The organism is uncultured Eubacterium sp. (assembly GCF_934525195.1).
Classification (GTDB): Bacteria; Bacillota; Clostridia; order Oscillospirales; family Acutalibacteraceae; genus Eubacterium_R.
In genome coordinates, this window is record NZ_CAKSZA010000002.1 from 126,750 (window position 1) to 144,763 (window position 18,014).

Sequence of the window (18,014 nt, forward strand, 5' to 3'; positions counted from 1 at the left end):
ATACATTCCCCTTAAAATTAATTACTTGTTTTTTATTAAGTTAACCAAGAACTTAGTTCCTGCTTTAATACCGATTTTTAAAATCAGCGCAACATTCATAGATGCAATAAGCTGAAATTCGTATTCATTGAACGGTGCGATGAAATCGGGTTGAATATAATCATCGTATTGGTCAACCTTCATACCGTTCAAAATCATACCTTTTAGTGGATAATAAAATCCGCAAATTTTACCGTAGGCACGAGCAATTTCTTCTGCATCTGCACCACCGACTATCATTTTAACATATAATGAGTAAATATGCAAACCTCTAAATAAAGTTGTTACTGCTGTATTTAAAGTTTCAACCAAATTAGACGCTAAAATCATAATTCCGACAATGCCGTTCTCGTCAATGATTTTTGCAATCGGATTCTTTTTTGGCTCTGCATTTGTTTTTGGAACATCCGCTTTAACGGTTTTTGTTTCGGTTTCTTTGACTGTTTCGGCAGTTTTTTCTGCTTCAACTTCAACCACAGGTTCAACAGGTGTTTCTGTTTTAGGTTCTTCAACAGGTTTTGATTTATTTGAACTGTCTTTCTTTTTTTCTTTTTTCTTCTCGGCGGCTTGTTTACCGGCTTTATCCGGGAATAAAACGAAATTAAGAATTTTTGAAAGCTCAATGTCTTTTTTTATAAACAGCACCTGAACCGATGTGTGCCAACCGTTATCATAAACAACGGTTAATTCAGCTGAAAGAGAAAGGATAAATACAAACAGCAATACCAAAACAGCTAAAATTATCAGAAAAACTTTCATTTACTCCTCCTCAATATGAGCAAGCTCTGATATTTCTTTTTCTTTTAGTATATCAGATTTATTCTCATTGTCAAATAAAGAAGTTTGGCTGTCGTCCTTTGCGATGCTTTCGATTTCCTCGGTTTTTGGCAAATCGGGCAAATCTTCAAGGGAGTTGAGCGAAAAGCATCTTAAAAATCTATCGGTCGTGCCATAAATAAGCGGTCTGCCGGGCAAATCCATTCTTCCCTTTTCTTCAATAAGTCCTTTTTGAACAAGTGAAGAAATCGGACCGGAACAGTCAACACCTCTGACCTGCTCAATAAACGAACGGGTTACGGTTTTGTTATAAGCAATAACAGCGAGAACTTCAAATGCGGCATTGCTCAACGGTGCATTTTTCTTAATTTCCATAAGTCTACGCACTTCTTCACTGTATTTTTCTCTTGTACATATTTGATATTTGTTATCAACACGGATAAGCATTAAACCTGAGCCGCGTTCATCATATTGTGCACCTAAATAATCAAGCATTTTTTCAATAGTTTCGATATCTATATCAAGAACTTCTGCAAGCTTTGAGGGCTCAACAGGGTCACCTGCGGCAAAAAGCATTGCTTCAAGAGTTGAAACCAAATTTTCAGTTTTATTCAAGGTTGTCCACCTCTTTTGCTTCATTTACAATTTGAACGGTCGGGTTGTGCATATCGCCCTCAACCGTGATTCTTTTCGTTTTTGTGAGCTCTAAAACAGCCAAAAATGTTGCAACAATATCCGACTTTGATTTAGCTCCCTCAAACAAATTCAAAAAGTTAACTTTTTTTCCGCTCCAAAGTTTACGCATAACGGTTCTGACCTTTGATGCGACATTTACAAATTTCTTTGCAACAATCACTTTGAACGAATCAATCGGCGGAGGCAATCGTCTTTGAGCCTTACCCGCAACATTGATATATGCATCCAAAAGTTCATCAGGTTCGTGAAACCTCTCATAATCATAATTCACCCATCCGCCTTGCGGTTGACGAACAAATCTGCCGAAACCGTCTGTTTGATTGGAGAGTTTTTCAGCCATCAACTTACAGTCACGATATTCTATGAGTTCGCCTGTGAGTTCCTTTTTGAGCACTTCCGCTTCTTCGTGTCGAGGAAGCAATGAAACCGTTTTGATATAAATGAGTCTTGCCGCCATTTCAAGAAAATCTCCGGCAACATCAAAATCTGCCTCTTCCATTTGTCTGACATAATCAAGATATTGGTTGACAAGTTCAACAATAGGAATGTCGTTGATATTCAGTTTATGTTTACTGATAAGGTGCAAGAGCAAGTCCATAGGACCTTCAAACACCTCGATTTTATAGGTTAAATTATCCATAATACCTCAATTAAATATGGAGCACCAATCTTGGCAGTAAAGAAATAAAGTTCAACAATTTACTTGTAAGGAAAGATATCGGAGTATCCAAAACTCCTGTGAAAAGAAGAATCATAAGAGCAATCATTATATATCTTTCGTACATCATATATTTATAATAAATCTTGTCAGGCAAAACTGCTGCCAAAATCTTTGAGCCGTCAAGCGGCGGAATCGGAAACAAATTAAACACCGCAAGCATAACATTGATTTGAGCTGCATAAAGGAAGAAATAAGAAACAGCACTTCCAAAAGCAGAATTGCCTGCAAATTTTGCCAAAATACAATATCCCCAAACCGATACAAAACCCATAAGAATGTTTGCAAGAGGACCTGCAAACGCTGTCAAAGCCATTCCGCCTTTTTCGTTTTTGAAGTTTCTCGGATTGATTGGCACGGGGTTTGCATAACCGATACCAAAAAGGAAAATCATCACAGTACCGATAGGGTTAAGATGAGCAAACGGATTGAGTGAAAGTCTGCCCTCTCGTTTTGCGGTATCATCACCGAGCAAGTGTGCCATAAGACCGTGTGCAAGCTCGTGAATCGGCAAACAACAAAATACAACAAAGCATCTTGAAAGTACCGCAATAACAGCAAGCAAATATTCGCCTTGCTGTATATATCTGAAAATTGAAATCATTTAATCACCTTTTATTTTATCTTTTAGCAACAACCATTCTGTCGTTGCCGTACATATCTTTTTTAACTTCAACATTGTCAAATGCCGTAAGAACATCAATTATGGATTTGCCTTGATCCTCGCCTATTTCAAGCATCAAAACACCGTTTTGTTTAAGTTTTTCACTCCATTTATCATTGATTATTCTATAAAAATCAAGTCCGTCAGTTCCGCCGTCAAGAGCCATTTTCGGTTCTTTTTTTACTTCATCCTGCAAAGAATCAAGAACAGCCGTTTTAATATACGGCGGATTGGAAATAATCAAATCTGCCTGTTCAATATCAATATCATTAAAAATGTCGTCATCAATCAAAATTGCGTTATTTATGCCATCGGAATTCTTTTTCAAATATTCAAATGCTTCTTTGCTTTTTTCAATGCAATAAACCTTTGATGACAGAACGGCTTTTGCAATGCTCAGCCCGATACATCCGCTGCCCGAACATAAATCAACAACAACAGGAGCGTTAACGGTTTTTAAATGCTTAACTGCAAGTTCAACAAGTTCTTCGGTTTCGGGTCTTGGAATAAGAACACCCTCGCCTACATAGAATTCACTCTCGTAGAAATCCCATTTGCCAATAACATATTGAAGCGGGTCTCCTGACTTTAATTTCCACAAACAATCTGCAAGTTGCCGTGTAATCACAAAATCATCTTTATGAGCGTGATATTCGCTGTTTTTTATTCCTGCAATATGGCAAACAACCGTAAGTGCCTTGAAATCGGCTTCCTCAACACCGTTTGCCTGCAAAAAACTTACGCTGTAACTGTATGCTTCTTTAACATTCATCGTTTAATTTCGTCATCCTCAATATTGTCTGTAATAACCGCTTTGATTGAAGCAATGCCTACTTCGATTATATCATCATCGGGTTCTTTTGTTGTAATTCTTTGCATCCATAAACCCGGTGCAGACAATATTTTGACAAACAAATTATTATGCTTGCCCGCATATCTGATGAATTCATATCCGACACCCATAATAAGTGGAATAAGCGGTAATTTGATAAGCATCCATGCAATCGTGTTTTGCTTTAATTCAGCGGGAACAATAAGCGCAAGAAGTGTTACGATAACAATGCTCAAAATAAGCATGACAAACATAAATGATGTTCCGCATCTTGGGTGAAAGCGTGTGCATTTTTTAACGTTTTCAACTGTAAGTTCTTCTCCTGCTTCATAGCAAGCAATACTTTTATGTTCGGCACCGTGATATTTGAAAAGTCTTTTAATGTCTTTCATTTGAGATACCAAAAGCATATAAACAACAAAAATAACTATTTTCATACATCCCTCAATAGTTCCCTGCCAAGGAGTAAGAGCCAAATTTGTTGCTTCGTTTATTTTGTTAAATATAAAAACAGGCAAAAAGAAGAAAATCAAAAATGCAAGTGCAAATCCCAAAACAGTTGCAATGCCCATAATTATATCCATAAACTTGTCGCCAAGTTTGTCGGTAAGCCGTTTTTCAAACTTGTTCATTTCTACATCTTCAAGGTCTTCCATCCCCGAAGCCTCAGCAGAATACATCAAAAGTTTATAGCCCATAATCATCGATTCTATAAAAGCAACGATGCCTCGAATAATAGGAAGTCCGAAAAATTTATTCTTATCTTTTAAATGTTTGAAATCGTGGTATTCGACAAGAATTGAATTGTCTGTTTTTCTGACAGCGGTTGCAATTCCTTTAGGTCCTTGCATCATAACGCCCTCAATGAGAGCTTGACCGCCAACAGAAGTGATGTGTTGTTTTTTACTCATTAAACAGTTGCCTTTCAAATTAATTTTGATTTGGTGCTTCTAATAACGGAAGATGGATTGTAACCAAAGTTCCCTTATTTTCGACACTGTCAATATCCAAAAAACCATTATGTAAATTAACGATTTCGGTTGTAACCGCAAGTCCGATACCCGAACCTTTAACACTTACATTCGCCTTGTAGAACTTTTCCTTAACATGTGGCAAATCCTCTGCCGAAATACCGCATCCTTGGTCAGCAATAGCTATTTTTACAAAATCCTTGCCATCTCTTTTTTCAAATTCAGCCTTAACAAGAATTTTGCTTCCGGGGCGAGAATATTTGAGTGCATTATCAAGAATATTCATAAACACTTGCTTGAGTCGATTTGCATCGGCGTTTGCAATGCAAGGCACTTCGGGAATGCTGTACTTAACTTCATATCCCTCTCGTACGGCACGCTCAATGAATGTAAACAGCGTTTCTTCAAGTTCGGCAAAAATATCTACATTTGCAAGTCGAAGCGTCATTCTTCCGCTTTGAAGTCTTGAGAAATCAAGAAGTTCCTCAACAAAGCCCTCAAGTCTGCCTGCTTCTTTAACGATAACCTGCAAGCCTTTTTTTGTGAGTTCATCAACATTGTCCTGATTACCGAGTGTGAGAGTTTCTCCCCAACCCTTAATTGAAGTCAGCGGAGTTCTCAATTCGTGAGAAATTGTTGAAATAAAATCGTTTTTCATTTTATCGGCTGTTGCAATTTCAGAAGCCATTGTGTTGATACTGTCTGCAAGGTCGCCGATTTCATCGTTATATTTTTTCTCGATTCTGACATCGAGATTCCCCTCGGCAATTTTTTTCGTTGCCTGATTAACCTCTTTTAGTGGAGTGATAATTGTTCTGATAAAATATAGATTTGATAAAATAATTATAGCAAGTATAATAAGAAAAACAAACGCAATAAGCAAAGAAATACTTGCAATTTGACGGTCAACATTGTCAACGGCGGTCATAACACGAATAGCGCCGACCTTGGTGCTGTCGGAACTTTTGATTACTCTGCAAACTGCCATAACTTTTTGACCGTTTGTCAGTTTTCCGACAAATTTGGCTCTGCCGTTTTCGTTTTCCATAGCGGATACATAATCGGGCATTTCTTGTTTTTCAACAGCAAAACCATTGGAAGAAATGATGACGTTTCCCTCGTTGTCAACAATCCAAACGGTAGTTGAGTCTTTGTTTGAATAGGTGTCTATATAGAGAGCGGCAGAAGACTCAAGAGATTCACCGTTGTTTATATTATTTTCAAAGTAGTTAACGGCAGAGTCGGAAGCTGCAGAATTAACAATACTTTCGACCGAGTTGTAATAATAAACCTTAATTAGAGAAGTACAAACAATAAATGCAACAGTAAAAAGCAAAACGACAAGACCGATAATCAAAATTAACCATCTTCGTGTAATACCTTCAATTTTTTTGCTTTTAATTTTTTTAATGTAATCTACATTAAAATCATTGCTCATTTGTTTATGATTCTCTACTTTCTGTTTATTGTTCGCTTGTAATCCATTTATATCCAAGTCCCCAAATTGTAACAAGTCGTGTCGGGCTTGATGGATTGTCCTCAATTTTCATACGAAGTCGACGAATGTTAACATCAACAATTTTTTCATCGCCAAAGTAATTTGCTCCCCATACCTGTTTTAGTATGTCATTTCTTGACAAAGCGGCATTGGGATTGCGAAAAAAGTATTCAACAATCTGAAATTCAACTTGAGTAAGTTCAATCATATTGCCTGATTTCAAAAGAGTTCTGTTACGAAGATTAAGTTCAAATTCGTCAAGAATTATACTGTCGGAGCTTGAATCACCTTTTTTGAAGCCTCTTGTCATTTCAACTCGGCGATATACAGCATCAACACGAGCCATAAGTTCGCTTGGAGAAAACGGCTTTGTAACATAATCATCCGCACCGACAAGAAGTCCGGTGACTTTATCCATTTCCTGAGTTTTTGCGCTGAGCATAATAATTCCGAGATCTGACGAGAGTTTGCGAAGTTCCTTGCAAACAGCAAGACCGTCAAGCTCAGGCATCATAATGTCAAGAATAGCAACATCAAAGCCTTCTTCGTCCTGCTTGAATTTTTGAAGTGCAACAAGACCGTTTTCAGCCTGTTCAACCGTATAGCCCGAACGAGAAAGGTTTATTACAATAAATTCTCTGATGGATTCTTCATCTTCAGCTACAAGTACCTTTTTCATATTTACACCGTGCCTTTCTAAAACAGTAAGCTAACCAATTTTGATGTATTGCTTCAATTCGTCGATTGAAATTTTAATTTCTTTGTCGTTTGATGTTTTTGCAAGATAATAATATCCGGATTTGTCAAGGATAATATCATATCCTCGATAAATATTTTCATCATAAACCGCTTTTAAAACAGGCATAATGGAAAATACAGCGGTTTTTGTTTTTTTATTAATAACAGTCATTTCACGAGTTTTTTTGTTATATGTAGCAGAAATATTCTTAAAATATTTGTCGGGGATGATGACATTATAATTATCATCCTTTACATATAACGAATAATTTGTGTGAACAAGAATTGTTTTGTTATAGATTTTCCAATTCAAAGGCTTAATGTTTTTCGGCAAGCCTTTAACGGTTGTGTCAGTTGGAATTTCTATCCTCTCATCCTCGTTTATGTCACAGGAATTTACAAGACAGCCTCTTGATGTTCCGGAAGTTCTGCCTGTTGAGTAACTGTAAAACGGAGAAACAATTGAATCGTACATATTTGACCAATAGATAACTTCCGTTCTGATGCTGTTACCGTTTGAACCGATAGCGTCGGCATAAACTCTTATATCGCCCTCGGCCTTTTCAACATTGATATTTCTGTAAGAAATAACACGTGAGTCGAGTTTTGTTTCGCCTTTAAGCCTCAAGTTATTATCATTCAAAGAATATAATTCAGCCTTTGCACTTGTTTTTGTTCCCGAATTTATTTCAAACATTAATATTTCATTATTGCCTGTTTGATTAAAATCAACAATAACATAATTATTTAGATAAATTTCATCCTTATTGATTTGTTTAACCTCAAATTTTTTGTCTTCAAATTTAAGGTTATAGACAACAAACAAATGACTGTTTGAATTCGAAATATTGTTCCAACAAACAATAATTTCATCTTTGCCGTCATTGTTTAAATCGGCAAAATCAAGACGGTAGGCATCATCACCATAGCCCGAAATGTCGGACACAACCTCCCATTTGCCTGAATACTCTTTTATAATCGCCATACGAATTGTACCGAGATTATCATTCGGTTCGTAAAAAGCCACAGCTTCTTCTTTTTCGTCGCCGTCCAAATCATAAAAATTATATGATGTTATGAATTCGCCAGAAGACGGATTTTTAAGAGAATAACCGTTAGACAAAAAGCTGTCCAAAGCACTTTTTACATCGGCATTTTCACCAAAAGGTGCGACAGCCGAAATCAAGTCGTTAACCGACGAAGCAAGTCTGAAACTGCAACCGGAGAATAATGTAACAATCAACACAATGCATAAAAGCACTTTTATGTATTTCACACCGATTCCCCCTTGCAGACACAATAATTAAATTAATTATAACAGATTTGTAAAATAAAATAAATAGCAAATTAAGAAAAAATAACATTTTTGTTACAAAAATAAACATCCAATCTGAAAAATTGGATGTTTATAAAAAAATACTACAAAAAAGAGGTGGATTGGAGCCTTTTTAAAGACATCGGTTAGAGGAGAAACAATGAAAAGAGAAACATTTTACCGACTCCGAAACAGTCAATGCCGTATGGTTGGAGAAACCATTACATGTCTTCCACCCTTTATAATTATTCAATTACAATTATATTATACATATTTTTCTGAAATTTTCAAGAAACAATAATGAATATTTAATTAAAATTTCATTAATTTTACAATTATTCTATTGTTCCGCCCCCAAGAACATAATCACCGTCATATAAAACAACTGCTTGGCCCGGTGTAATAGCTCTTACAGGCTCGTCAAATTCAACAATAACCTTGTCATCATTACAATATGCGACACAAGGAATTTCACGCATATTATATCGAGTTTTGGCACAGCAAGCTATTTTCTCATCAGGCTTTTGAGCTATCCAATTAAAATCTATTGCGACAAGGCTTTTTTTATTTAATTCATCATTTGAGCCTAAAACAACGGTGTTGCTTTCAATATCTTTACTGATAACATAAACAGGATGACCGAGAGCAATATTCAACCCTTTTCGTTGACCGATGGTATAACGAATAAGTCCGTTATGTTTTCCGAGAAAATTCCCCTGCTTGTCAATAAAGTTACCGCTTGGATAGATTTTGCCCTTATATTGCTCAATAAATTTTGAATAATCACCGTCAGGAACAAAGCAAATATCCTGACTGTCACGCTTTTTTGCATTGATAAAGCCGTTTTTCTCTGCAACTTCCCTGATTTCATCTTTTGAATATTTACCCAAAGGAAAAACTGTATGTTCAAGTTGATATTGAGTCAAAGAATACAAAACATAGCTTTGGTCTTTTGACAAATCCTTGCCTTTTTTGAGCATATATCTGCCGTTTACATATTCAATATCTGCGTAATGACCTGTTACAACACAATCGTATTGCAGCTCCTCCATTCGCTTCATCAACTTTTCAAATTTCAGATATCTGTTGCAGTCAATACAAGGATTCGGCGTTCCACCCGCTTCGTATGTTGAAATAAATTTGTCTATGACTTTATGTTCAAATTCATCTTTAAAATTAAAGACATAATAAGGCATACCGAGTTTATAAGCAACAGCCCTTGCGTCCTCTATATCATCAATAGAACAGCAAGTCTTTTCTTTGTCAATGCCTATATCTTCGTTATCGTAAAGTTTCATAGTAGCGCCGATACATTCATAGCCCTGCTCTTTCATAAAAAGTGCGGCAACACTTGAATCAACACCGCCACTCATTGCGACAATTGCTTTTTTCATATCAATCAGCCCAGCTCAATCATTTTGTCAATACAGCGTTTTGCACCGAGTCTGACATCTTCATCAAGTTCGATTTCTTCACCGCCGATACCTTTGACGCAATTCAACACATCAACAATTGTTGTTAACTTCATATTGTGGCATACAAGGTCTTTTGAAAGCGGATAAAACATCTTGTCAGGACACGCAAGTTGCAAATGAGAAACAATGCTGTTCTCTGTTCCGATTAAGAACTCTTTTGCATCGCTCTTTTTTGCAAAATCCATTATTCCTGTTGTTGAGCCGACATAATCAGCCTCTGCAACAACCTCAGGCACACATTCGGGATGAACAAGAAACAATGCGTTTGGATGAGCTTCTTTTGCTTTTTTAACTTCTGCAATACCCATTCTTGCGTGAGTCGGACAACCGCCTGACAGAAGTTTAAATTCTTTTTCAGGAATTTGTTTTGCAATATATGAGCCAAGATTTTTATCAGGAATAAACAGTATTTTATCCGAATCAAGGCTTCTGCAAATCTTAAGAGCAGAAGATGAAGTTACGCAAACATCACAAACGGTTTTAAGTTCGCTTGTTGTGTTTACATAAGCAACAACTGTGTAGTCGGGATATTGTTCCTTAACCTGTTCGATAAGTTCCTTATCCATCATTTCAGCCATCGGACAACCTGCGTCGCCGTTTGCAAGAATAACCTTTTTGTCGGGTGAAAGAATTTTTACGGTTTCAGCCATAAATCTAACACCGCACATAATTACGGTCTTGTTTGTTACTTTTGAAGCCGAAACAGACAAAGCAAAACTGTCGCCTACAAAATCCGCAACTTCAAGTATATCGGGTGATTGATAGCAATGCGCCAAAATGCAAATATCTTTTTCTTTTTTTAATCTTATAATTTCCTCTTGTATGTCTTTTAAAGCCATAACCTACTCCTAAGCATCACAAAATTAAATATTACTCGTGAGCTTCCTTCTCCTTAAATGTTTCAGGATCGTACTCAATGCCGTTCTTATCATAATAATCCTTAACAGCAGCCTTGATTGCTTCTTCGGCAAGAACCGAGCAGTGAATTTTTATCGGTGGCAAACCGTCCAAAGCTTCAACAACTGCCTTGTTTGAAAGCTCAACTGCTTCGCTGACAGGCTTGCCTTTGATAAGGCATGTTGCCATAGAACTTGATGCAATAGCAGACGCACAACCAAAGGTGTTGAACTTAACATCGGTGATAATGTGATTTTCATCAATCTTGAGATATATTTTCATAATATCTCCGCATTTTGCGTTTCCAACTTCTCCGACACCGTCAGCATCTTCGATTTTACCAACATTTCTTGGATTTGTAAAGTGATCCATTACTTTTTCTGAATATAAAGCCATTATTCTACTACCTCTCCTTTTTGAATTTTCTCCCAAACAGGAGAAATCGATCTTAAATATGTTACAACCTTGTGGATTGAATTTATAATAATATCCGCTTCTTCTTCGGTATTGTATTCACAAAGAGAAATACGAAGTGAACCGTGAGCAGTTGCAACAGGAATACCCATTGACAAAAGAACATGTGACGGGTCGAGCGAACCACTTGTACAGGCAGAACCCGATGAAGCGCAAATGCCGTCTTGGTCAAGAAGAAGGAGCAAGCCTTCGCCCTCAATGCCCTCAAAGCAGAAATTGATTGTGCCCGGAAGTCTGTTGTATCTGTCGCCGTTCAAAGTGTGGCGTTCAATATCTGCACAACCGTCAATAATCTTGTCACGAAGTGCACTTACATATTTTGCATTTTTATCAAGGTCTTTAACTGCTTCTTCCATTGCGGCAGCCATACCAACGATAGACGCCATATTTTCTGTGCCGGCTCTCTTGCCTCTTTCTTGCGCACCGCCGTTGATTACATTTTGAAGTACAATGCCCTTTCTGCAATACAACAAGCCAACGCCCTTTGGACCGTGAAATTTGTGTCCGGAAATAGAAAGCATATCAATGTTCATATCAACAACATCAATCGGAATATGACCGAAGCCTTGAACGGCGTCGGTGTGGAACAAAACGCCCTTTTCTTTACAAACAGCACCGATTTCTTTGATAGGCTGAATTGTGCCTACTTCATTGTTAGCAGTCATAATTGTAACAAGTGCGGTGTCATCTCTGATAGCATTTTTTACATCTTCAACCTTAACGATTCCGTTGCTGTAAACATCCAGAAGTTCAATTTCAAAGCCCTCTTTTGCGAGCTTGTCCAAAGTGTGAAGAACAGCGTGGTGCTCAAACTTTGAAGAAATAATATGTTTCTTGCCTTTTTTTGCGCCATTATATGCAGCGGTGATAATAGCCTGATTATCAGCTTCACTTCCGCCTGATGTGAAGTAAATTTCGTTTGGATTTGCATTTATACATTTTGCAGCCCTTGCTCTTGCATCCTCAAGGTGCTCTTTGGCAATTTGACCGATATGATGAAGTGATGACGGATTGCCGTAAATCTCTTGCATCATTGGCTTCATAGCCTCTAAAGCAGTGTCGGAAAGCTGTGTGGTTGCAGCGTTATCAACATAAATAGTTGTCATAATTTTTAACCTGCCTTTTTATTCCTATTAAATTTATAGGTATTTATTCTATAAATATATAACTTATTTCCTACTTTGTCAATAGGAAATTGAAATATTTTTACAATATTATTATCCATTTTTACACAATAATACAAAAGCCTCTAAAATAAGAGGCTTAAGACTACTTTTTGTATATAACGTGATAGAACTCTGTTCCGTTAACATCATAGAAGTTTACAATTTCTTTGATATAATCACTTTTGTTAAATTCAGGAAAATATGTGTCTGCGTCCGGACATTCTGCATTGATTTCCGTGAGATACAAATTGTCGGCATACGGCAAAAATTCGGTGTAAATTCTGCCTCCGCCGATAACAAAAGCTTCTGTATTCTCAGCTTCGGCAAGTTTAATCGCTTCTTCAACCGAAGAAACAACTTCTGCTCCGTCAGCTTTATATTCGGGATTGGCAGATATAACAATATTCTTTCTGCCCGGAAGTGCCTTTGGCAAGGATTCAAAGGTCTTTCTGCCCATAATTACAGGATGACCCATAGTTGTTTCTTTAAAAAATTTCATATCTTCTTTAAAATGCCAAATCAAATCGTTATTTTTACCGAGTTCAAGATTTTTACCTACTGCGGCAATCATAGAAATAGCCATAAATTCTCCTTATTGTGCGATTGGAAATTTAATTTTTCCTAGATGTTCGTAATTCAAAAGTTTTACATCCTTACAATCTCTTGAATTGTCAAATTCAAAAAAGTCTTTTACATCGGGATTGAGCCATAGCTGAGGCGCCGGCAAATCTCCCTGCTCATCAAATCGTTTAATTTGTTCTTTTATTCCGTCAACCTGGTTAACATAAATGTGCGCATCTTTAATTGACCAATCAATAGTGCCGGGTTTCAAGCCGCAAACCTGAGCGAGCATACAATTAAGCACAGAATACTGCGTTACATTAAACGGCAAACCGAGAGGAACATCACAGCTTCTCTGATGTACCCAACAGTTAAGCTTTCCATCGGTTACATCCCATTCGCTAGACCAAACACAACTTGGAAGAACGGCAGTGTCAAGATAATCATTTTGCCACAAGGTCATAACCATTCGTCTGTCCTCAGGATGATTTTTTATCTTATCAATGAGGTTTTGCGTCATTTGAAATTTGTTAACTATATAACCATATGCGGTACCGATAGTGTGTGCATATTCTTCGCCGAAAAATTTGTGAACATCCTGTTTAACAAGATTTCCGTTTTCATCGGGAAGCATTTGAGTAGCGTTCCAATAGCCTTTATCATCAATTTCCCATTCGTTCCAAATGTTTACATCTCGTTCTTTCAGCCAACGAACATCATTTGACTGCGCCTGATAAATCCAAAGCATTTCAAGTACAGCTTGTCTGATGAATAACTGCTTGGTTGTTAAAATAGGAAACTCCTCGCCAATATCAAGTTGAAAATGATGTGACGGAACTTTAATTGTATTAATACCCGTTCTGTTAACAACTTCTGTGCCTGTTGTCAAAATTTTCTTGCACAGCGCAATATATTCCTTATCCCAAAGTCCCATAACTTCACCTCAAACATTTTTATATATAATATCACAAACAAGTAAATTAGTAAACAGAAAAAAGAAAAGCCTCGAAAATCGAGGCTTTGGTGACCCATCGGGGATTCGAACCCCGGACACCTTGATTAAAAGTCAAGTGCTCTACCTACTGAGCTAATGGATCATATACTGGCTGGGGAGGCGGGATTTGAACCCACGCATGACGGAGTCAAAGTCCGTTGCCTTACCGCTTGGCTACTCCCCATTAATAAAAAATGGGGTGGGATATCAGAGTCGAACTGATGACCTCCAGTGCCACAAACTGGCGCCCTAACCAACTAGGCCAATCCCACCATATCATGTTGTGACAAAAAAGTGGCGCGCTGTGGGGGACTCGAACCTCCGGCCTACTGCTTAGAAGGCAGTTGCTCTATCCAGCTGAGCTAACAGCGCATATGATATGTGGAGCGGGTGATGGGAATCGAACCCACGCGACCAGCTTGGAAGGCTGGGATTCTACCATTGAACTACACCCGCGTGTCACAACGGTCATTATTATATCTAATGACCGCTGAAATGTCAATACTTTTTTAACAAATTTCTTAATTTATTTTTACAGAAATTTCTTCTGTGCCTGTCAAAGTTATCTTTTTAATGTCAATATTGTTGTTGAAAACAATTGCATTTGCAAGTTTTTCCTCAATATCTCGTCTGACAGCATCACGAAGTCCTCTTGCGTTTTTCTTTGAACCGTAAGCCTTTTTTGCAAGATAAACAGGAACACTGTCCTCATAAACCAAGTCAATGCCCTTGTCTTTTAAACTAGGAACAAGTTCATCAAGCATAATTTTTGCAATCTTTTCGAAATTATCAAAAGTAAGCTTGTTGAAAATTACAATCTCATCAACTCTGCCAAGAAATTCAGGACGCAAAAATCTTTCAAGAGCTTTCATAGTGACTTCACGATTGATGTCGTCAGTCGATTTTCCAAATCCCATAGTGTTTTGGTCGGTTGAACCTGCATTAGAAGTCATAATGATAACGGTGTTTTCAAAGTTGACTACCCTGCCCTGTGCATCGGTAATTCTTCCTTCATCAAGAATTTGAAGAAGTATATTAAGAACATCCTTATGAGCTTTTTCAATTTCGTCAAAGAGAATTACGCTATATGGCTTTCTGCGAACTTTTTCAGTAAGCTGACCTGCGTCATCATATCCGACATATCCCGGAGGTGAACCGATAATTCTTGAAACGCTGAATTTTTCCATAAACTCGCTCATATCAAGGCGAATGAGGTTATCCGGTGAATCAAAAAGAGCATTAGCAAGCTGTTTTACAAGTTCTGTTTTACCGACACCTGTCGGACCAACAAAAATAAACGATTGCGGTCTTTTTTTAGGGCTGATTTGAATTCTGCCTCTGCGAACAGCATTTGCAACTTTTTTAATAGCTTCATCTTGACCAATAATATGAGCCTTGAGTTCGTTATCTAACGATGCAAGTTTATTAATATCGCCCTGTTCAACCTTAGAAGCCGGAATACCCGTCCAAAGTGAGATAACTTTTGCCAAATCAGCTTCAAGAACTTGATTGTCCTTTGCTTTTTCTTCGACCTCAGGAATTTCGTTATCAATATTAATAAGCTGAGATTTAAGCTTGGAAATAAGTTCATAGTCAATCTGTTCACCCTCTTCAGGCTCGGACAACTTATCAATATTATCCATAAGATTGTTTTTCTTTTCAATAAGCATTTGGTATCTGCTGATAGCAGGATTACGAAGATTTGCACAGGTGCACGATTCATCCAAAAGGTCAATCGCCTTATCAGGCAAATAACGGTCGGTTACAAATCTTTCACTCATTGTAACAGCCTTGTATACCAAAGAATCGTTGATTTTTACCTTATGGTAGTCCTCATAATAACTCTTGATACCAAGAAGCATTCTGTAAGCATCGTCAATAGACGGTTCTTCAACTTTAATAGGTTGAAATCTTCTTTCGAGTGCGGCATCTTTTTCGATATATTTTCTATATTCATTAAAAGTTGTTGCTCCGATAACTTGAATTTCGCCTCTTGAAAGTGCAGGCTTCAAGATGTTAGCGGCATTCATTGTGCCCTCGCTGTCGCCCGTGCCGACAAGATTGTGAACCTCATCGATAAAGAGAATAATATTACCCTCGTGTTTAACCTCATCAACAAGTCCCTTAATTCTGCCCTCAAATTGACCTCTGAACTGAGTTCCGGCAACAAGGGCGGTAAGGTCAAGAAGATAAATCTCTTTGTCCATAAGTCTTGCAGGGACTTCGCCTTTGGCAATTTTTATTGCAAGACCCTCGGCAATGGCTGTTTTACCAACGCCCGGCTCACCGATAAGGCAAGGGTTGTTCTTGGTTCTTCTGCAAAGAATTTGAACAGCACGCTCAATCTCGCTTTCTCTGCCGATAATATTGTCTATTTCGCCTTTTTTAGCCTTTTCGGTAAGATTGTTGCAATAGTTGTTTAAAAACTTTCTGGATTCATCTTGCGACTTTTTATGATTTCTCTTTCCTTTTTTCTTTGGTTCTTCGGTTGATGACTCAGAACCGCCCATAATATTGCTCATCATTTCTGAAAAAGGCATTGTTTGAGCACCGTCGGCATTTTCGGAATTGAACATTGCTCCGATGTCACCGAAGTCGAAATCGTCCATATTTTCCATAAACATACCCATTTGCTCGCTTGCCTGCTCAAGTTCGTCCTCGCTGATACCCATTTTTTCCATAAGACCCTGAATAGGTCCCATATCGACATTCAGTTCTTTGGCACACTTGTAGCAAAGCCCCTCAGGCTTCATAACGCCGTCTTCCATTTTTTGAATAAACACAATAGCCGGTCTTTCACCGCATCGTGTACACATTGGTTGTTTCATTCGATATATAATCTCCTAAAGTTATTTGTTTGATTTGTTCTCCTTGATTTGCTTAATAAAGCCCGGAGCATATCCGAACAAAGATACAAATGCAAGAATAACCGATATAATCACCATACCATAGATAACAGGTGTTGGCAAAGCCTTAAAGAACCAATGGCCTACCAATGCACCGTTTGGACCGATAGCAATAATGGCAATCATAAATACATAAAATACAGTTGTGGCAACTTTTCCCCACATTTCAGCCGCAACAGGGCGCAAGCCTTTTGCAAGAAGCAGTCCACCGCCTACAACCATAATGAGTTCTTTGGCAATAAATAAAAACAATAAATATTTGAGCGGACCGTCAAAAGACCAAAACTTAACAATCAAAATAATTACTATTGCAACTTGAGAAAGCTTGTCGGCAATAGGGTCAAGGATTTTACCAAGATTAGACACCATATTGTACTTTCTTGCAATTTTTCCGTCAATTAAATCTGTTAAAGCGGCAATAATCATAAGTACAAATGCAGGTATGTATTTTTCTTTGATGAAAAGAATTGAAAAAACAGGAATAAGAGCAATTCTTAAAAAGCTCAGCCAGTTTGGAATGGTGTTCCAGTTTTCAAATAAATCATTTACATTTTCTTTAAATTTGCTCATATAATTCCCTCCGTAATCACATTAAATGGATTATAGTTGAGTAACAGTTGATAAAGCTGACTGTTGGCAGCGGTTTGTAAAAATTGATTGTCGGCAATGTTTGACACTCCCAAAAGACTTGTTACAGCACTTACAAAAACAAATACAACAAGAGCGCCTTTAAGAATTCCGAACAAAAAGCCAATAAGTCTGTCTATAAACACAACAAAACTTTTTTTATTATTTTCTTTTCTCTTTTCTTTATTCTTTTTTCTAATGTGGCTAATGACAGCACCTGTTATACCAAAGAATAAAGCAAACACAACGATAAATATAACAACCTTGAGAAATATTATTATAACAGGTTCAAACACATCATTTGTTATATTTTGGGAAATATTGTTTGAAGAAAGTTTTAACGAAGTTAAATCAATGTTGTTTTTAATGATGTTCGGCAAGCTGTTTATGAAACTGTTAATATTATCCATTATTTCGTCAATATTAGTCGAGGTTACGATTTTTTGATTAACAGTGTCAAGCACTTTATTTTTTAAGAAATTGTCATAAATAGGCTGTGGCAATCTGTCTGCCGATATCATACAAGCAGATAATCCAAGCGCATATCTTATGAAGTTCACAAGAGTAATGAAAATACCCTTATTTAATCCGATAAATCCAAAAAGTAAAAATATACCGATAATAATCAAATCAACATAATTAACCGTATAATTAAATATTGTCATT

Annotated in this window: 18 protein-coding genes and 5 tRNA genes; all 23 read right to left on the minus strand. The window is 37.3% G+C overall.

Translation table 11 applies throughout. The features are described 5' to 3' along the window. Nucleotides 1-21: 21 nt before the first annotated feature. The gene (locus Q0E03_RS02655; protein ID WP_297129231.1) at nt 22-798 is read right to left on the minus strand and encodes a hypothetical protein; all 777 of its coding nucleotides are present in this window, start codon (nt 796-798) and stop codon (nt 22-24) included. After that, on the minus strand, nt 799-1,431 hold the full coding sequence (gene scpB, locus Q0E03_RS02660) for an SMC-Scp complex subunit ScpB (RefSeq protein ID WP_297129234.1): 633 nt from the start codon (nt 1,429-1,431) through the stop codon (nt 799-801). Then, nucleotides 1,424-2,152 carry a ScpA family protein gene (locus Q0E03_RS02665; RefSeq protein ID WP_297129237.1) on the minus strand — a complete coding sequence of 243 codons (729 nt, stop codon included), beginning with the start codon at nt 2,150-2,152 and terminating at the stop codon, nt 1,424-1,426. The genes scpB and Q0E03_RS02665 overlap by 8 nt, the downstream gene beginning before the upstream one ends. A 10-nt stretch (nt 2,153-2,162) precedes the next feature. Continuing rightward, complete coding sequence (locus Q0E03_RS02670) at nt 2,163-2,834, minus strand: site-2 protease family protein (protein WP_297129241.1); 672 nt, start codon at nt 2,832-2,834, stop codon at nt 2,163-2,165. Between the two features lie 16 nt (nt 2,835-2,850). Further along, complete coding sequence (gene prmC / locus Q0E03_RS02675) at nt 2,851-3,666, minus strand: peptide chain release factor N(5)-glutamine methyltransferase (protein ID WP_297129244.1); 816 nt, start codon at nt 3,664-3,666, stop codon at nt 2,851-2,853. Beyond that, nucleotides 3,663-4,637 (minus strand): DUF1385 domain-containing protein, encoded by a 975-nt coding sequence (locus tag Q0E03_RS02680; protein ID WP_297129247.1) that lies wholly within the window; start codon nt 4,635-4,637, stop codon nt 3,663-3,665. Before Q0E03_RS02680 ends, prmC begins: the two co-directional genes overlap by 4 nt. A gap of 19 nt (nt 4,638-4,656) precedes the next feature. Beyond that, the gene (locus Q0E03_RS02685; protein WP_297129250.1) at nt 4,657-6,135 is read right to left on the minus strand and encodes a HAMP domain-containing sensor histidine kinase; all 1,479 of its coding nucleotides are present in this window, start codon (nt 6,133-6,135) and stop codon (nt 4,657-4,659) included. A gap of 25 nt (nt 6,136-6,160) precedes the next feature. After that, nucleotides 6,161-6,874 carry a response regulator transcription factor gene (locus tag Q0E03_RS02690; RefSeq protein ID WP_297129253.1) on the minus strand — a complete coding sequence of 238 codons (714 nt, stop codon included), beginning with the start codon at nt 6,872-6,874 and terminating at the stop codon, nt 6,161-6,163. Between the two features lie 30 nt (nt 6,875-6,904). Next, nucleotides 6,905-8,209: a VCBS repeat-containing protein gene (locus tag Q0E03_RS02695; protein WP_297129255.1), complete on the minus strand. Its 1,305-nt coding sequence runs from the start codon at nt 8,207-8,209 to the stop codon at nt 6,905-6,907. Nucleotides 8,210-8,583: 374 nt separating this feature from the next. Then, on the minus strand, nt 8,584-9,642 hold the full coding sequence (gene mnmA, locus Q0E03_RS02700) for a tRNA 2-thiouridine(34) synthase MnmA (protein WP_297129258.1): 1,059 nt from the start codon (nt 9,640-9,642) through the stop codon (nt 8,584-8,586). Between the two features lie 5 nt (nt 9,643-9,647). Next, entirely contained in the window at nt 9,648-10,562 is a 915-nt protein-coding gene (nadA, locus tag Q0E03_RS02705) for a quinolinate synthase NadA (RefSeq protein WP_297129261.1), read from the minus strand. Nucleotides 10,563-10,593: 31 nt separating this feature from the next. Next, entirely contained in the window at nt 10,594-11,016 is a 423-nt protein-coding gene (nifU, locus tag Q0E03_RS02710; RefSeq protein WP_288312398.1) for a Fe-S cluster assembly scaffold protein NifU, read from the minus strand. After that, nucleotides 11,016-12,200, minus strand: a complete 1,185-nt coding sequence (nifS, locus tag Q0E03_RS02715; protein WP_297129265.1) for a cysteine desulfurase NifS — start codon at nt 12,198-12,200, stop codon at nt 11,016-11,018. Before nifS ends, nifU begins: the two co-directional genes overlap by 1 nt. Nucleotides 12,201-12,363: 163 nt before the next feature. Continuing rightward, entirely contained in the window at nt 12,364-12,843 is a 480-nt protein-coding gene (locus Q0E03_RS02720; protein ID WP_297129270.1) for a dihydrofolate reductase, read from the minus strand. A 9-nt stretch (nt 12,844-12,852) separates the two neighbouring features. Beyond that, on the minus strand, nt 12,853-13,755 hold the full coding sequence (thyA, locus tag Q0E03_RS02725) for a thymidylate synthase (protein WP_297129272.1): 903 nt from the start codon (nt 13,753-13,755) through the stop codon (nt 12,853-12,855). 87 nt (nt 13,756-13,842) lie between these two features. Beyond that, nucleotides 13,843-13,918 (minus strand) — tRNA-Lys (locus Q0E03_RS02730). Nucleotides 13,919-13,924: 6 nt separating this feature from the next. Next, nucleotides 13,925-13,999 (minus strand) — tRNA-Gln (locus Q0E03_RS02735). 11 nt (nt 14,000-14,010) lie between these two features. Further along, nucleotides 14,011-14,087: transfer RNA gene (locus Q0E03_RS02740), tRNA-His, on the minus strand. Between the two features lie 23 nt (nt 14,088-14,110). Continuing rightward, nucleotides 14,111-14,187: transfer RNA gene (locus Q0E03_RS02745), tRNA-Arg, on the minus strand. 10 nt (nt 14,188-14,197) lie between these two features. Beyond that, nucleotides 14,198-14,271 (minus strand) — tRNA-Gly (locus Q0E03_RS02750). Between the two features lie 65 nt (nt 14,272-14,336). Beyond that, on the minus strand, nt 14,337-16,643 hold the full coding sequence (locus tag Q0E03_RS02755) for an ATP-dependent Clp protease ATP-binding subunit (RefSeq protein ID WP_297129274.1): 2,307 nt from the start codon (nt 16,641-16,643) through the stop codon (nt 14,337-14,339). A 21-nt stretch (nt 16,644-16,664) separates the two neighbouring features. Then, the gene (locus Q0E03_RS02760; RefSeq protein ID WP_297129277.1) at nt 16,665-17,291 is read right to left on the minus strand and encodes a CDP-alcohol phosphatidyltransferase family protein; all 627 of its coding nucleotides are present in this window, start codon (nt 17,289-17,291) and stop codon (nt 16,665-16,667) included. Next, a complete protein-coding gene (locus Q0E03_RS02765; RefSeq protein ID WP_297129280.1) occupies nt 17,288-18,013 on the minus strand; it encodes a CvpA family protein in 726 nt (241 codons plus the stop codon). Before Q0E03_RS02765 ends, Q0E03_RS02760 begins: the two co-directional genes overlap by 4 nt. Nucleotide 18,014: the final 1 nt, after the last annotated feature.

Coding starts and splice junctions, on each gene's coding strand:
- nadA (WP_297129261.1), bottom strand. CDS start 10,562: ATGGCTTTAAAAGACATACAAGAGGAAATTATAAGATTAAAAAAAGAA.
- Q0E03_RS02720 (WP_297129270.1), bottom strand. CDS start 12,843: ATGGCTATTTCTATGATTGCCGCAGTAGGTAAAAATCTTGAACTCGGT.
- thyA (WP_297129272.1), bottom strand. CDS start 13,755: ATGGGACTTTGGGATAAGGAATATATTGCGCTGTGCAAGAAAATTTTG.
- Q0E03_RS02670 (WP_297129241.1), bottom strand. CDS start 2,834: ATGATTTCAATTTTCAGATATATACAGCAAGGCGAATATTTGCTTGCT.
- prmC (WP_297129244.1), bottom strand. CDS start 3,666: ATGAATGTTAAAGAAGCATACAGTTACAGCGTAAGTTTTTTGCAGGCA.
- Q0E03_RS02690 (WP_297129253.1), bottom strand. CDS start 6,874: ATGAAAAAGGTACTTGTAGCTGAAGATGAAGAATCCATCAGAGAATTT.
- Q0E03_RS02765 (WP_297129280.1), bottom strand. CDS start 18,013: ATGACAATATTTAATTATACGGTTAATTATGTTGATTTGATTATTATC.
- Q0E03_RS02755 (WP_297129274.1), bottom strand. CDS start 16,643: ATGAAACAACCAATGTGTACACGATGCGGTGAAAGACCGGCTATTGTG.
- Q0E03_RS02760 (WP_297129277.1), bottom strand. CDS start 17,291: ATGAGCAAATTTAAAGAAAATGTAAATGATTTATTTGAAAACTGGAAC.
- Q0E03_RS02655 (WP_297129231.1), bottom strand. CDS start 798: ATGAAAGTTTTTCTGATAATTTTAGCTGTTTTGGTATTGCTGTTTGTA.
- Q0E03_RS02665 (WP_297129237.1), bottom strand. CDS start 2,152: ATGGATAATTTAACCTATAAAATCGAGGTGTTTGAAGGTCCTATGGAC.
- Q0E03_RS02680 (WP_297129247.1), bottom strand. CDS start 4,637: ATGAGTAAAAAACAACACATCACTTCTGTTGGCGGTCAAGCTCTCATT.
- mnmA (WP_297129258.1), bottom strand. CDS start 9,642: ATGAAAAAAGCAATTGTCGCAATGAGTGGCGGTGTTGATTCAAGTGTT.
- nifS (WP_297129265.1), bottom strand. CDS start 12,200: ATGACAACTATTTATGTTGATAACGCTGCAACCACACAGCTTTCCGAC.
- Q0E03_RS02685 (WP_297129250.1), bottom strand. CDS start 6,135: ATGAGCAATGATTTTAATGTAGATTACATTAAAAAAATTAAAAGCAAA.
- nifU (WP_288312398.1), bottom strand. CDS start 11,016: ATGGCTTTATATTCAGAAAAAGTAATGGATCACTTTACAAATCCAAGA.